The organism is Peptoniphilus equinus, from assembly GCF_027921445.1.
Lineage (GTDB): Bacteria > Bacillota > Clostridia > Tissierellales > Peptoniphilaceae > Peptoniphilus > Peptoniphilus equinus.
This window is the reverse complement of the sequence record NZ_CP115667.1, coordinates 1166086-1180215: the sequence shown is the minus strand read 5'-3', so window position 1 is coordinate 1180215 and position 14130 is coordinate 1166086. Positions and strand designations below refer to the sequence as shown.

At 45.5% G+C, this 14130-nt stretch carries 19 protein-coding genes; 18 read left to right on the top strand and 1 reads right to left on the bottom strand.

Annotated elements, in window-relative coordinates:
* The first annotated feature begins 33 nt into the window (after positions 1 to 33).
* From O6R05_RS05700 to ftsH, 8 genes are all read left to right on the top strand, one after another.
* Positions 34 to 861 (top strand): SAM-dependent methyltransferase, encoded by an 828-nt coding sequence (locus O6R05_RS05700; protein ID WP_271191032.1) that lies wholly within the window; start codon positions 34 to 36, stop codon positions 859 to 861.
* A gap of 113 nt (positions 862 to 974) precedes the next feature.
* Complete coding sequence (locus O6R05_RS05695; RefSeq protein WP_271191031.1) at positions 975 to 1262, top strand: HU family DNA-binding protein; 288 nt, start codon at positions 975 to 977, stop codon at positions 1260 to 1262.
* 30 nt (positions 1263 to 1292) lie between these two features.
* Complete coding sequence (locus O6R05_RS05690) at positions 1293 to 1535, top strand: RNA-binding S4 domain-containing protein (RefSeq protein WP_271191030.1); 243 nt, start codon at positions 1293 to 1295, stop codon at positions 1533 to 1535.
* 13 nt (positions 1536 to 1548) lie between these two features.
* On the top strand, positions 1549 to 1857 hold the full coding sequence (locus O6R05_RS05685) for an FtsB family cell division protein (protein ID WP_271191029.1): 309 nt from the start codon (positions 1549 to 1551) through the stop codon (positions 1855 to 1857).
* Positions 1857 to 2246 carry a S1 RNA-binding domain-containing protein gene (locus O6R05_RS05680; RefSeq protein WP_271191028.1) on the top strand — a complete coding sequence of 130 codons (390 nt, stop codon included), beginning with the start codon at positions 1857 to 1859 and terminating at the stop codon, positions 2244 to 2246. The genes O6R05_RS05685 and O6R05_RS05680 overlap by 1 nt, the downstream gene beginning before the upstream one ends.
* A gap of 62 nt (positions 2247 to 2308) precedes the next feature.
* A complete protein-coding gene (gene tilS, locus O6R05_RS05675; protein ID WP_271191027.1) occupies positions 2309 to 3622 on the top strand; it encodes a tRNA lysidine(34) synthetase TilS in 1314 nt (437 codons plus the stop codon).
* The gene (hpt, locus tag O6R05_RS05670) at positions 3619 to 4143 is read left to right on the top strand and encodes a hypoxanthine phosphoribosyltransferase (RefSeq protein WP_271191026.1); all 525 of its coding nucleotides are present in this window, start codon (positions 3619 to 3621) and stop codon (positions 4141 to 4143) included. Before tilS ends, hpt begins: the two co-directional genes overlap by 4 nt.
* A 73-nt stretch (positions 4144 to 4216) precedes the next feature.
* Positions 4217 to 6148: an ATP-dependent zinc metalloprotease FtsH gene (gene ftsH / locus O6R05_RS05665; protein WP_271191025.1), complete on the top strand. Its 1932-nt coding sequence runs from the start codon at positions 4217 to 4219 to the stop codon at positions 6146 to 6148.
* Positions 6149 to 6211: 63 nt separating this feature from the next.
* Here ftsH and zupT read toward each other — a convergent pair whose 3' ends face one another.
* Positions 6212 to 7021 (bottom strand): zinc transporter ZupT, encoded by an 810-nt coding sequence (zupT, locus tag O6R05_RS05660; RefSeq protein WP_271191024.1) that lies wholly within the window; start codon positions 7019 to 7021, stop codon positions 6212 to 6214.
* 211 nt (positions 7022 to 7232) lie between these two features.
* On the opposite strand from zupT, the gene O6R05_RS05655 reads away from it, so the two are divergent.
* From O6R05_RS05655 to O6R05_RS05610, 10 genes are all read left to right on the top strand, one after another.
* The gene (locus O6R05_RS05655) at positions 7233 to 7715 is read left to right on the top strand and encodes a CarD family transcriptional regulator (protein WP_271191023.1); all 483 of its coding nucleotides are present in this window, start codon (positions 7233 to 7235) and stop codon (positions 7713 to 7715) included.
* Positions 7716 to 7728: 13 nt separating this feature from the next.
* On the top strand, positions 7729 to 8826 hold the full coding sequence (locus tag O6R05_RS05650; RefSeq protein WP_313791014.1) for a PIN/TRAM domain-containing protein: 1098 nt from the start codon (positions 7729 to 7731) through the stop codon (positions 8824 to 8826).
* Between the two features lie 12 nt (positions 8827 to 8838).
* Positions 8839 to 9952 (top strand): peptide chain release factor 2 gene (gene prfB, locus O6R05_RS05645; protein WP_271191022.1). Its coding sequence is split into 2 segments (ribosomal slippage): positions 8839 to 8916 and positions 8918 to 9952, totalling 1113 coding nucleotides; the frame shifts between segments, so codons are not numbered across the junction.
* A gap of 8 nt (positions 9953 to 9960) precedes the next feature.
* Positions 9961 to 10278, top strand: coding sequence for a YbjQ family protein (locus tag O6R05_RS05640; protein ID WP_271191021.1), 318 nt, complete (start codon positions 9961 to 9963; stop codon positions 10276 to 10278).
* A 78-nt stretch (positions 10279 to 10356) separates the two neighbouring features.
* Entirely contained in the window at positions 10357 to 11058 is a 702-nt protein-coding gene (pyrF, locus tag O6R05_RS05635; RefSeq protein WP_271191020.1) for an orotidine-5'-phosphate decarboxylase, read from the top strand.
* The gene (gene pyrE, locus O6R05_RS05630) at positions 11055 to 11681 is read left to right on the top strand and encodes an orotate phosphoribosyltransferase (RefSeq protein WP_271191019.1); all 627 of its coding nucleotides are present in this window, start codon (positions 11055 to 11057) and stop codon (positions 11679 to 11681) included. Before pyrF ends, pyrE begins: the two co-directional genes overlap by 4 nt.
* A 45-nt stretch (positions 11682 to 11726) precedes the next feature.
* Entirely contained in the window at positions 11727 to 12113 is a 387-nt protein-coding gene (locus tag O6R05_RS05625) for a YkvA family protein (RefSeq protein WP_271191018.1), read from the top strand.
* Entirely contained in the window at positions 12103 to 12717 is a 615-nt protein-coding gene (locus O6R05_RS05620; protein WP_271191017.1) for a DNA-3-methyladenine glycosylase, read from the top strand. The genes O6R05_RS05625 and O6R05_RS05620 overlap by 11 nt, the downstream gene beginning before the upstream one ends.
* Before the next feature lie 90 nt (positions 12718 to 12807).
* Positions 12808 to 13056, top strand: coding sequence for a GlsB/YeaQ/YmgE family stress response membrane protein (locus O6R05_RS05615; protein WP_271191016.1), 249 nt, complete (start codon positions 12808 to 12810; stop codon positions 13054 to 13056).
* A gap of 244 nt (positions 13057 to 13300) precedes the next feature.
* Entirely contained in the window at positions 13301 to 13918 is a 618-nt protein-coding gene (locus tag O6R05_RS05610) for a glutathione S-transferase family protein (RefSeq protein WP_271191015.1), read from the top strand.
* The last annotated feature ends 212 nt before the right edge of the window (positions 13919 to 14130 follow it).

The window sequence follows — 14130 nt, the reverse complement described above, 5'->3', positions numbered from 1 at the left end:
CTATAAGGAGGAGCGCCTGCGGGCGCTTTATTTATGATTAATATTATTGGACTTGGCGCGACAGACGGTCTGGGCCTCACTGTTGAAGCCACGCGATACATTGAAGATGACAATAAAAATTTTTTACGGACGGATAAAGTGGGCGCTATCGACGCATTTAGCGGACATCCTTTTGAAACCTTCGATGATCTCTATGAGACCATGGAGGATTTCGACAGCGTCTATCGTACCATTGTTGAGCGCTTGATTGAGGCGGGGCGCGATGCTACGGTCAACTACTTTGTGCCGGGTTCGCCCATGGTAGCGGAAAAAACCGTACGTCTCCTCATCGAGGAAGGTGTGGCGCTCCATCTCGTAGCGGGGGTAAGCTTTTTGGAACCGGTCTTTAACGCCGTACACATCGATCCGTCCAAAGGATTTATTCTTATCGACGGCGACGACTTTACACCGGAGCAGGTGGATCCTCGAATGGACATCTGCATTACTCAGGTCTATAATCTGCGTACGGCGGTGGCGATGAAGCTCGCCCTAAGTGAAATCTATTCGGATGACTATGAAGTCTACTATGTGAGAGATGCGGGACTCGAGACGGAGGAAGTCAAAAAACTGCCGATATATCTCATTGACAGACAGGATTACAACCATCGCTGCGTGCTCGTTGTACCGAAGTCCGGCGGCACTACTCTCGGAAGCCTTATTGGCAAGTTAAAAGAAAGCAATCCACAAGTCGTGAAAGCCGCTTTGGGAGACAGCATTGAAGACAGCTTTCTAAAAGCGCTTGTGGAGCTTGTGGAAATGGACCGGACGGGCGAGCAATTTCTCAGCGAAAGTTGGGATCTACTTTCGAGAAAAATCCCATAAATAGCCATTTTTTTAAAGATTTTGCTAGAAAGATACCGATGCATAAGGTATAATAACTGTAGTCTTATTCAGAGTAGAACTTAAATTTGACAAGACATACAAGGAGGATTATTGTGAACAAATCAGAATTAGTAGCAAGCATTTCAGAAAAGAGCAATCTTAAGAAAAAAGACGCTGAAATGGCATTAAATGCCTTTTTAGAATCTGTACAAGAAGCATTACTTGATGGCGAAAAAGTTCAACTTGTCGGCTTCGGTACCTTCGAAGTGAGAGAAAGAAAAGCAAGAGAAGGCAGAAACCCAAGAAATCCTGAAGAAGTTATCAAGATTCCTAAATCCAATGCTCCAGTATTCCGCGCTGGAAAAGCTCTTAAAGAAGCTGTAAATAAAAACAACAAGTAAATCTTTGGGAGCGTAGCTCCCATTTTTATTATGCGACTTGATAAATTTTTAAAAGTGTCCCGAATTATTGTCCGCCGCAGTGTCGCCAAGATGGCGGCGGAAGGAGGACACATTACCATCAACGGGAAAGTGGCCAAGCCTTCTGCGGAGGTTGAGGCGGGCGACCTTTTAACCATTGAGTTCGGCACATCAACACGACGGATTGAAGTGCTGGATATTAAAGACCATGTGAAAAAAGATGAGGCGGACAGTCTCTACAAGATTTTAGATTAATCCGGAGGTTTTTGTGCGACGTAGAACGCCAATCGTTTATCTTGTGATTATCACCTTGGTTGTCATTTATGGCGCTTATAATTTCAGTGTGATATCTCGGGAGAAAAATGAAAAAATACAGGAGCTTGCAGAAGTTAAGGCTGAAGCCCAAGCTTTGAAGCAGGAGATCGCCCAATTGGAAAAGGAAATTGGGGAAAAGGACTCCCTGGAGTTTGTCGAAAAAGTGGCACGAGAAGATTTGGGCATGGTTAAGCCAAGAGAGATTGTCTACATAGATAGAGCTAAAAATGATATGAGAAAGGATCAGGAGGGAAATAGTTAATGGCACTAGCTGTCGGCCAAATTGTTGAAGGGGAAGTATCCAATATTATGAAGTTTGGTGCGTTTATCAATCTGCCGGAGGACAAGAGCGGATTGGTACACATCTCACAAATTTCAGACTCTTATGTGGAAAAGGTAAGTGACCATTTGGAAAAGGGTCAAAAAGTCCAGGTCAAGGTGCTGTCTATGAAAGACGGGAAAATTGATTTATCCATAAAAGAAGCACTTCCCAAAACGACGAAACCCGTTGAGGTGACGTTGACGAAACCTGAGAAAAAAGACCTTTCATTTGAGGATAAGCTCTCCAAATTTTTAAAAGATTCGAACGAAAAATATGAGGCTGCACGCTCAAGGCAAAATGCTAAAATGGGGACAGGACGCCGCCGCTAGGTCATCAGTGATGACCTTTTTTTATTGACGACGGTATGTCGGTTAAGAAGAGAGAAGGAGACATGGTGAGACTGCATCAAGGCTTTTTGGACAATTTAATCACCCATCATATGATCGAGGCGGGAGATACAGTAGTGGCTGCAGTGTCAGGCGGTGCAGACAGTATGTTTCTGCTCTGTAATCTCAAGGCCTATCAGGATCTGGTGCCGTTTACACTGAAGGTGGCTCACGTACATCACGGGTTACGGCTTTCAGCCGATGAGGACGCCAAATTTGTGCAAGCTGTCGCTCACGCCATGGATCTTGATTGCTATGTGAAATATAGTGATGTGGCGACAATGGCTGGAGATGCAGGCAAGAGTGTTGAAACCATGGGCAGATCGGTACGCTATGCATTTTTTAATGAACTGGGTGGAAAAATCTTCACGGCGCACAACCGAGACGATCAGGTGGAGACCATCCTCTTTCGCATGCTTCGAGGTACAGGCCTCACAGGACTCGGCGGTATGTACGACGTCTTGGGAAATCGCTACAAGCCGATGCTCAACATCTCTCGAGCTGCCATTGAAACGTATCTGAACGATGAAGGTATAGCTTATTGTACCGATGAGACCAACTTTGAAACGCACTACACGCGAAATAAATTACGTCTTGAGCTTTTACCCCACCTAAAAAGTTGTTACAATAGTTCTGTTGACGAGGCGATTCTTCGCCTGGGCGAATTGGCCCGGCAAAATGAAAATTATATCGCAGCGCATGTGAATGGCTATCTCAAAGCCCATGAGCGTGAGGGGGAGCTTGACATCGAGATCGACGATGATTATTTTTTGTCTTTGGTGCTTCGAGCCTATTTTAAGCAGTTCAATTTAACGGAAGACCTGGGCAAGATGCAGATGGATGCGGCGGTGAATGCTGTAAGACGAGCGAAATCGCTCACCATAAGCGGCACGGTCTTTGACAGCGACGGCGGCGTACTTCGTCTGCGGCGTGATGCGGTACCGGTTGAGACGCATTTGGTCATGGGACGCAACGACACACCGTTCGGGGTCTTTACCGTCGAGGAACTGGAGTCCGCGGTGCAGGACAATGAGACGCAGCCTGTTGTTGTGATAGCAAAGGCCAAAATCCATGGTGATCTGGTCGTGAGAAATCGCAGACCGAAAGACCGCTTTCACCCGAAGGGTATGGTAGGTACAAAGAAGCTTAAAGAGTATTTTATAGATGAAAAAATACCGCGAAGAATGCGCGATCGTGTACCGCTTCTTTGTGATGAATCCGGTATTATCTGGGTGGTACCCTATCGCAAGGCGGCAGGTTATGACAGTGAGGATGTGAGCGCATCCGATTTAGTTAGAATATCATGGGAGGAACTATGAAGGACGTAAAGGAAGTTCTCTTTAGTAAAGAAGCTATTGCAGCACGGGTTCAGGAAATGGGCAAAGCCATTGCCGAGGACTATGATGAAAATTTAATTATGGTGTGTATTTTAAAGGGATCGGTTATCTTTTACGCCGATTTGGTTCGTGCCCTGGGGCAAGATTGCACGTTTGAATTTATGGAAGTGTCCAGCTATGTTGGCACCGAGTCCCAGGAGACCTTTAAAATTTCCAAGGATCTCAATATTGATGTGGCCGGTCGTGATGTCGTCATTGTGGAAGATATTGTCGATACAGGCAATACCCTTTCCATGCTCGTGGATTACCTAAAGGCGCGTAAGGTGAACAGTGTTGAGATTGCCACCCTTCTTTCCAAACCCTCTCGCCGCACCAAAGATGTGGATTGCAAGTATGTCGGTTTTGAAATTCCTGATGCCTTTGTCATCGGATACGGCATGGACTACAATCAAAAGTATCGCGGTTTAGACTGTATCGGTATTATTGATGAAGCGGCCATTTGACAGCGTGCGCTTCATCCCTTTTAAAGTATGATATAATATAAAGAACACTATAAACAAGTTTAAGGAGGAGCTATTGAATCGACGTATTAGCGGCGTGTTACTTTATCTGATGCTCATTCTTCTGGTGATTTTCGGCCTTCGGCTTATTACTCCACCTCAAAATGTCATCGATGAAAAAACAGCCACAGAATTTGTACAAGCCCTTGAGAAAAAATCCGTGGAGGAAATCCACTACGATGGATCCAAGGTCACTTATAAATTAAATGACGACAATGTCTTTATGACGTATCTGCCTGATGAGGCCAGAACCAATATCTATAATACCTATGTCGCCAAACAGGTGCATGACGGTTCGGTACAAATTACCGAAGAGCCTATCCGTGAAAAGCCGGTGTACATGGAGTGGATTCCGACTATTTTTGTAGTTGTGGCGCTGATGGCCTTCTGGTATTACATGATGAATCAGTCTCAAGGCGGCGGAGCCAAAATGGGCAATTTCGGCAAGTCCAAAGCCCGTCTCATTCGCCCGGATGAGTCCAAGCATGTCACCTTTGAGAATGTGGCGGGGCTCGTGGAAGAAAAAGAAGAGCTTAGCGAGATTGTAGACTTTTTGAAAAATCCGAAGAAGTTTGTTGCCATGGGTGCTCGCATTCCTAAAGGCGTGCTGATGGTCGGTCCTCCGGGCACCGGTAAGACCTATCTTTCCCGTGCTGTGGCAGGAGAGGCCAAGGTACCGTTCTTTATTATGAGCGGTTCGGACTTTGTAGAGATGTTTGTCGGCGTCGGTGCAAGCCGTGTGCGAGATCTCTTTGAATCTGCAAAGAAAAATGCCCCTTGTATTATTTTTATTGACGAGATTGATGCGGTAGGTCGACGCCGAGGCGCCGGCGTCGGGGGCGGACACGATGAACGTGAACAAACCTTAAATCAACTGCTGGTCGAAATGGACGGTTTCGGTGAAAATGAGGGTGTCATTGTGATGGCGGCGACCAACCGTGCCGATATTTTGGACCCTGCCATCTTGCGGCCGGGACGGTTTGACCGCACAGTCTATGTAGGTAAGCCGGACGTCCGTGGCAGAGAAGCTATTTTAAATGTCCATTCCAAAAATAAAAAGCTCGCCGATGAAGTGGAGCTGAAGAGCATTGCCAAGAAGACGCCGGGCTTTACGCCGGCAGACTTGGAAAATCTCTTAAATGAAGCGGCACTTTTGGCAGCTCGACGTGGTGAAACCAGCATTCACATGGAGGACATTAATGAAGCGACACTGAAGGTTCAGGCCGGTCCTGCGAAGAAGTCCAAAGTGGTTACGGAAAAAGAGCGCAAGCTCACTGCCGTCCATGAAGCAGGCCATGCGGTTGTCTCCAGTCATCTGAAGGACTCGGATCCTGTAGATATGATTACCATTATTCCTCGAGGGATGGCCGGCGGTTTTACGGCGTACTTACCGGAAGAGGACAAGTCCTTTATGACAAAAGGCGAGCTTTTAGATCGCATTGTCTCTTTGCTTGGTGGCCGTGTGGCAGAATCGTTGGTATTGGATGATATCTCCACCGGTGCCGGCAACGACATTGAGCGGGCTACCGCCATCGCCAGAAGTATGATTAAAGAGTATGGTATGAGCGAGCGAATGGGAACGATTAATTACTCTGATGATGAAGGTGAAGTCTTTATCGGAAAGGATCTGGGTCGCGCCCGTAACTATTCTGAAAAAACAGCCTTTGAAATCGATGAAGAAGTGAAGGCTATTATTGACACAGCTTATGCCAAGTGTAAGGCTATCCTTTCTGAACACATGGAAAAACTTTTGGAAGTGTCGGATACTTTACTTGAAAAAGAAACCATCGGACGCAGTGAATTCGAAGCCATCATGAGAGGGGAACAATCACCTCAAGACGGCGATGCCGGTCTTAAGCGGGAAGATCTCTCTGATGAGGCGAAAGACATTATTGATCACACTTCCCATGATGAGAGTAATGACCTCACAGATGCGATGAAACATTAAATTCATGACACACAAAAAGCAAGGTTTTAAGCCTTGCTTTTTTTTTAGATTTTATTGTTGCGTTTAGAGTAGATACAGGGACAGCGCCATAAAGGCCATGCCACCGACACAGCCATAGAGGGACGTGTGGTGGTTGCCATATTCCTCTGCTGAGGGCAGAAGCTCGTCGAAAGAAATAAAGACCATAATCCCTGCAACAACGGCAAAGATAATACCGATGCTCGTCGGCGTCGCATGGGCGAAGAACACAAGATAGGCGAACAGGCCGCCAATAGGTTCGGCGATGCCGGAGATAAACGCATAGAGGAATGCTTTGGATTTGCTCCCGGTGGCGTAGTAGATCGGTACGGCGACCGACATCCCTTCCGGGATATTGTGCACGGCAATGGCTACAGCGATAGAGACACCAAGCTGTGGATTTTGCACGCTGGAGATAAACGTAGCCACCCCTTCAGGGAAATTGTGGATAGAAATGGCAAGAGCGGTCATGAGTCCCATGCGGTAGAGTCCGCTGTCCTGAACGTCAGTGTGCGTGGTCAAGTGCGGGTGTTTAATGGAGCTCAGCTCATGAGGGTTTTCTTCTTCAGGAATGATTTTATCAATGATGGCGAGTAGGAGCATCCCGAGGAAGAAGCCGCCCATAGCATAAATAAAAGCGGAGTCCTCACTTTGTGCTGTCTTTAAATTGTCCATGGCAACCGGCATCAATTCGATAAAGGAAATGAAAATCATGGAGCCTGCTGAAAACCCCAGAGCGCCGGAGAGAAAGCGTGTGTTGGTGCGTTTTAAAAAGAAAATCATCAAAGTACCGATGAGGGTTGCCAGGCCCGCCAGAGTACAGATGAACAGTGCAATCAATGCATTGTAGGTCATGTTTCACCTCAAGTTCAAAGTTTTACTAAAGAATATAGTAATTTTATCATAAAATTCCCAATAGCGTGACAGGTTTGTCCGCAAACGTGGTATTATAATAAGAGTTTAAAAATTGCATACTTTCTCTTGCACACAGAGCTATTCTATGATATAGTCATTCATTTACTTTATTTTGCAGGTTTGATATACTGGTATTGACCAGGAGGTAACTATGTATACTATTGGAGACAAAATTGTGTACCCCATGCAAGGTGCCGGTGTTATTGTCAATATTGCAGATAAAGAAATCTTAGATGAAGTGCGCACGTACTACATACTGAAGCTTCCTATCAAGGACATGGAAGTTATGGTACCGGTCGACAACGCTCAGGAACTCGGTGTACGGGAAGTGCTCAGCAAAGAGGACATGGATAAGGTGCTTGAGCTGTTAAAGAGTGAAGAGCGTATTGAGATGCCTAAAAATTGGAATCGCCGCTACCGCTTTAACATGGATAGGATTAAATCCGGGAATGTGCTTGAAATTGCAAGGGTGGTTCGTGCCCTGGAGCGCATTGATTCACAGAAGAGCCTCTCTACCGGAGAACGCAAGCTTTTAAACAATGCAAAACAAATCATTGTATCTGAAATGGTACTGGTCTATGATGAGGATGTGGAAGTTGTCACCACCCTTGTGGACGAGGCCATCTTGGGATAATGGTAAGAAAGGTGTGATTCTTATAAGAAATAAGAAAAAACTCGCTGCGTCTATTTTCAAATTGTTATTCACCGTTGTCGGTGCAGGCCTTGGGTTATTTATTATTACGTTGGTCAAACCGTTGGATTTCATTCAGGGACTTGACCAAAGATTGTTCACAGTGATTTCCGTTGTGACTATTTTTGCCCTCGCACTTATCTTTTTCATTCTCTCACCCAAAGTCTTTTCCTTGATTTTATACAATTTGACTCAGGTGGAAAACGAGTTAAAAAAACGGACACTTTCAGAGATTCTCATGGGATCGGCAGGTTTGATTCTGGGTCTGGTCATTGCTTTTTTGCTCTCTCAACCCATCTCTATGATCCCGGTTATCGGCAGCGCATTGCCTCTTATTCTCTACGGGATTCTAGGTTACTTGGGTATCAATCTTGCCTTGAAATACAAAGATGACATTGTCTCCAAAACCCGAGAATTGGCTATACCTCGTGGTGTCATTAAAGACAAGGACAAGAAGACCTTGACTGCGGCTAAAATTTTAGATACCAGTGTTATTATTGACGGTCGCATTAAAGAAGTCGTAAAAAGCGGCTTTGTAGAGGGGCAACTCATTGTTTCCAAATATGTGTTGGAAGAGCTGCAGCATATCGCCGACTCTTCGGATTCGTTAAAACGGAATCGAGGACGTCGCGGCTTGGATATTTTAAAAGAACTTCAAGACGATCCTTCCATTAATGTCGTTATTTTTAACGAGGATTATGATACTATTAAAGAAGTGGACTCAAAACTCATTCAAATCACCAAAGATTTGAAAGGTAAAATTGTCACCAATGATTTCAATTTGAACAAGGTGGCGACGGTACAAAATGTTGCAGTGCTTAACATCAACGAGCTGGCCAATGCGGTCAAACCGGTTTACCTACCCGGGGAAATCATGCACATTCAAATTGTGAAACCGGGGAAGGAAACGGGGCAAGGCCTTGCGTATCTCGATGACGGCACCATGATCGTAGTAGAGGATGCCAAGCATCGTGTCGGAGACGATATCGATGTGATGGTCACTTCGGCACTACAAACTTCGGCGGGGAAAATGATTTTTGCTCGCCCACTCTAAGGGGGGACTATAGTGGAACAAAATATATATTTAGACAAGGAGCGCCTGAATGAGGCGAAATCCTTAGTGGAAAGTCTTGGTGAATCTCTTTGACCTGGCGGGTCTAAGAGAAGAATTACAAGCATTGGAAGCCAAACAGATGGATCCCGGGTTCTGGGACGATTCTGACAAGGCACAAAAAGTTATCAAACAACTTAACCACGTCCAGTCAAAGGTGAACAAGTACGATGCGCTGATAAAGAAAATTGACGGTGCGGCGGATCTTTTGGAGATTATGGAACTGGAAGAAGATTTCACATTCTATGACGAATTCAAAAAAGACCTGGATGACATTGAAACCTTGGCGGATGACTTTAAGTTGGAGACGCTGTTAAACGGTGAATACGACAACAGCGACGCCATCTTGACCATTCATGCCGGCGCAGGCGGAACGGAAGCACAAGACTGGGCCGGTATGCTCTTTAGAATGTATACGCGCTATGCTGAACAAAAGGGTTTTAAAGTCGAGGTGCTGGATCTTCAAAAAGAAGATGAAGCAGGTATTAAATCTGCAACGATCCTTATTACCGGAGACAATGCCTACGGTTATCTCAAAGGCGAAAAGGGCGTACATCGTTTGGTGCGTATCTCGCCATTTGATGCCAATAAGCGGCGTCATACATCTTTCTCATCATTGGATGTCTATCCGCAGCTGGATGAGGAAGTGGAAGTGGAAATTCGGGATGAAGACTTAAAGGTAGATACTTACCGCTCCTCAGGTGCCGGTGGGCAACACGTCAACACTACGGACTCTGCGGTGCGGATCACCCATAAACCGACAGGCATTGTGGTACAATGCCAAAATGAACGGTCTCAAATTCAAAACCGTGAAACGGCGATGAATATGTTAAAGGCTAAACTCATTGCTCTTGCAGAAGAAGAACAGAAGGAAAAGATCGACGACTTACAGGGCAATTATGCACAAATTGCATGGGGTTCTCAAATTCGTTCTTACGTTTTCCAACCATATACTATGGTTAAGGATCATCGCACCGGAGCAGAAGTGGGCGATGTGAATAAAGTGATGGACGGCAGTTTGGATCTGTTTATCAATAGCTATTTAAAAGACAAAGCCCAGGCAAATTAGGAGGTATTATGTTACTCTCAACCACATCGACCATTGAAGGCCATACAATCACATCCTACTTGGGATTGGTATATGGCGAGACCATTAACGGCATTAACTTTATGAAAGATATTGGCGCAGGTTTTCGAAATTTTGTCGGCGGACGTTCTGCCGGCTATGAAAGTGAGCTTTTGGAGGCTCGTAACACCTGTATGGACGAGATGATCCGCAGAGCACAAGACTTAGGCGCTGACGGCATTGTGGGCATCAATATTAACGTAGAGGCGCTGGGTCAGGGTAATATGATCCTTGTCAATGTTGTCGGGACTGCCGTGCGCTTCAGCTAAAATTTTCCGCCGTGAGTACGGCGGATTTTTTGTATCTTCATCGACGTATATGATAAAATTTCATCAGGAGGCGATACCATGGGAGATGTTATCATTGCATTAGACTTTGACGCTAAAGATAAAGCTTTGCAATTTTTAAAACCATTCGACACAGCATACGTAAAAATCGGCATGGAGCTTTTTTATAAAGAAGGTCCCGGAATTATCAGTGAGATCAAAGCTCTCGGGCATAAAATATTCTTAGATTTAAAGCTCCACGACATACCGAACACTGTCAAAAAGGCGACACTGAGCTTGATGGCTCTGGATGTGGATATGATTAACTTTCACGTCGCCGGCGGTGGCACCATGCTTAAAGAGGCGGTTCAGGCGGCGCGAAGCGTGAACCCTGAGGTTGTACTTATTGGCGTCACGATGCTCACATCGACAGATGAAGCCACTGCCCACGACGATATAAAGATCGATCCGACCTTGACCTTAAAAGATACCGTCGCAGCTTATGCACAGCTTGCAAAGGATGCAGGTCTGGACGGTGTCGTCTGTTCTGCCTTAGAAGTGCCGTCGATTAAAGCGCACTGTGGCGATACATTCCTGACAGTGACACCGGGGATTCGTCCGGACAAAAATCAAAAAGACGATCAGAAACGTGTGGTCACACCGGCTGATGCAAGAATGCTGGGGAGCGACTACATCGTTGTGGGACGTCCTATCACTCAAGCTGAGGATCCTGTGGGCGCATATGAAAAAATTAAAGCAGAATTTGGAGGCATACCATCGTGAAAGCTATAGCAGAAAGTCTATTGGACATTGAAGCAGTGAGCCTGCGTCCGCAAGCACCCTTTACTTGGGCTTCGGGCATTAAATCCCCGATTTATTGTGACAACCGTCTCACGCTGTCTTATCCGAAAACACGTCAGCTCATTGAAGACAGCTTTGTGAAGCTGATTGAAACACACTTTCCAACCGCCAACTACATTATGGGTACGGCGACCGCAGGCATCCCTCATGCAGCCTTGATTGCTGATAAGATGGGACTGCCTATGGGATTTGTTCGCAGTTCCAATAAGGACCATGGCAAAGGCAACAAAATTGAAGGGGCAGTGATCCCGGGGGCAAAAGTGGTCGTCATTGAAGATTTGATTTCCACCGGCGGTTCATCCATAGAAGCGGCAAAAGCTCTTGAAGCGGCAGGCTTTGAAGTGCTGGGCGTAGCGGCGATCTTCTCCTACCTTTTGGATAACGCACGACAAAACTTTGATGCCTGCGGATACGTCCATGTCACATTGACAGACTTTGAAGAACTCACAGAAGTGGCTTTGGACCGAGGCATTATCTCAAAAGATGCCATTGACGGCCTGAACCGTTGGCGTAAAGATCCGTCGGATGAATCTTGGATTGGATAAATTTCAAACGAGTGGGTATCAATACACTGTTTGGAGGTGAATACATTGAATCCAGCGAAGATTTTATGGAATTTACGCGGCACGTCAGAAGCCATATTTGGCGATAAGAATCGTCTGTTTGAGCTCATTAAGAATGCCGGTTCGAAGTCATCACGCATTGCAGAATTTTCAACCATTCAAAAAGACATGAACGTCCTTCTTAGAATGGTCAAAGATGTAGCGCAAGGTCGCTACACACTGTCCAAGAGTTCGGTGCTCATGGTAGTCGGCGCACTGGTCTATCTGCTCAACCCAATGGATATTGTTCCGGACTTTATTTTAGGTCTTGGATTTCTCGACGACTTGAGTATTTTTACCTATCTCATTGCTAAACTCAGAAATGAATTGGAAAGTTACGACACGTGGTCTTTGAATAATCAACATGGAAAATAAATATGAGACACTTCAATCGATCTTGGAAGGTGACACCGTTCTCGCAGCTGAGTCCCTCCTAGGGTCGATTTTAGTTTTGGAACAAGATGGCCATCATCTCATGGCGCGAATCGTGGAGACGGAAGCCTATTTAGGTATACATGATAAAGCATGTCATAGTTATGGTGGACGGATCACACCGAGAAATTCGGTGCTTTATCGACCGGCAGGAACCCTTTACGTGTACTTTACCTACGGTATGCATTATCTTTTAAATATTGTCACAGGGGATGTCGCGCGACCTGAGGCTGTACTGATTCGAGGGGTGGAACCTTTAGGAGATATAAATCCCTTTGCCATGAATCGATATGGTCAACCCTTTGACACACTCACGCCGTACCAAAAGAAACACATCACCAACGGTCCCGGCAAGCTTACCAAAGCTTTGGGCATTTCCAAAGTCCATAATGGTACTGTCTTAGGTGAGCGGGTGAGTCTGGAGCTTCAAAAGCCGACTGAAGCGATAGTCGCCACAGCACGAATAGGGATTGACTATGCCGAAGAGGCGAGGGATTGGCCTTTGAGATTTTATCTTCGAGGCAATGGTCACGTGTCAAAACGGTGATGAAGAATTAAGTGTTTAAAAATGACGTATAGGGATATAAATAGAATGACAGTAATCATACTGAATTTATAAACAAAAAGGGGAGAAATTATGGGATTTTTAACATGGATTATTTTAGGAGCTTTAGCAGGATGGATCGCAAGCCGCATTATGAATCGTGACGCTTCCATGGGTGCTCTGGCCAACATCGTGGTAGGTATTATCGGTGCTTTCATCGGTGGTTTCTTAGGTTCACGTTTACTGGGTGTCGATGTGACCGGATTTAACGTATCGTCAATTCTGCTTTCCATTCTTGGCTCAGTTATCTTGCTTGCTATTCTTGGTGCAGTAAGAAAATAGTCTCTTATAGGATCTCGTCATCTGTTGATGGCGAGTTTTTTCATTTCAGGGCATAGCTGTAAGGCGGGCAGCAGCGGTGTAAGGGGGAGGTTTCAGATAGCGTTTGAGGGGATAGGGCAGAAAGCTTGAGCCCCTTCTCGGGCTATGAGTCTAAGGCGGAGACTTTTTGTGGATGATTTCTTTGGACTGAATTGGGGTATGTTGTCTATTGAAATGGAATTACAAAATACAAGGAGGTTATTTTATGAAATTGTATTATGCACCCGGAACCTGTGCTGTTGGCGTATGGATTGCTATGGCGTGGGCTGACGCCGATGTCAGCGCTGTACGTGTGGACTATAGTGATCCGGCATATAAAAAGATTAATCCGTTGGGATTGGTACCTGCGGTAGACATCGGCGGGGCACGTCCGATGACAGAACTGGCGGCCATTTTGGACTATCTGAGTGAGCGCTATGCCGATAAAGACTTGGGAGCTGATGATTCTATTGAAGACCGCTTCCTCTACAATGAAACGAAAAGCTTTTTATCTTCAGATTTTCATCCTGCTTTCGGCGCTGTTTTCGGACCGTCACGATTTACCATGGCCACTGACGATGAGGCTGTCGAAAAGGTCAAAAAAGCCGGCTATATCAAAGTGGATGGCGTCATGACGCACTTGAATGATCATATTATTGGAGATAATGAGCACATCTACAAAAATAAAAAGACCTTTTTAGATGCTGTTGCGTATGTGATGGTACGCTGGTCGCGTTTCACGCCAAAGTCTTGGGAGCAGTATCCTAATATTCAACGATTTATGGCGATGATGGACGCCGATGAGAGCGTACAGAAAATTATCCAAGAATCTGAAAAAGAATAACGCAAAGAGAAATGGTATGGACAACATACCATTTCTTTTTTGATAAAAATGGGGTTTATTTTAAATGGCCGGTGTAGTATTATGATGTACAAAACTTGAAGCGGTTTGAAGTATCCATGTCGTCTCGGTCATGTGCCGGAGAGGTGACTGCGTTGAGACAAAGAAAACACCTTGTAAGCTCAAGACGCTATCAGGCTGTGATGAAAAAAGAT